This window comes from Mesorhizobium sp. M8A.F.Ca.ET.161.01.1.1 (assembly GCF_004792105.1).
In the GTDB taxonomy this organism is placed as follows: Bacteria; Pseudomonadota; Alphaproteobacteria; order Rhizobiales; family Rhizobiaceae; genus Mesorhizobium.
In genome coordinates this window covers 1-326 of sequence record NZ_SRTD01000293.1, presented here as the reverse complement: position 1 = coordinate 326, position 326 = coordinate 1, and the positions used below count along the sequence as shown (strand labels likewise).

Below are 326 nucleotides of genomic sequence, written 5' to 3'. Positions count from 1 at the left end.
GTGACCCAGACGGTGCGACCGTTCTCGTCGCGGGGCGGGATCGCGCTAGCCGCGACCAATGGCGCCTTGGCGGCGGCCCAGGCCTCGAAGCCGCCTTCGAGCGACTCCGCCGGAATGCCTTCGGGGCGGCTGAAATGCAGTGAAGACTGGGAGATGTGGGTCCGCATCGCTTCTCAGTTTCCTGTCTGGTACGAACCGCAAGCCCTTGCACTTTATCGCATGCACCCCCAATCGAACACAGGGCGCCATATCCGAAGTGCCGAGGACATGGCCTACACACGAATGGCGATCGACATTTTCAAGGCCTATCTTCCAACCGAGCTTGC

General features: G+C 62.0%; 1 pseudogene. It reads right to left on the bottom strand.

Features of this window, described 5'->3' with window-relative positions:
* Window positions 1-134 (bottom strand): annotated as a pseudogene (locus EN804_RS38500) (sulfurtransferase); the annotation flags it as partial.
* Between the last annotated feature and the right edge of the window lie 192 nt (window positions 135-326).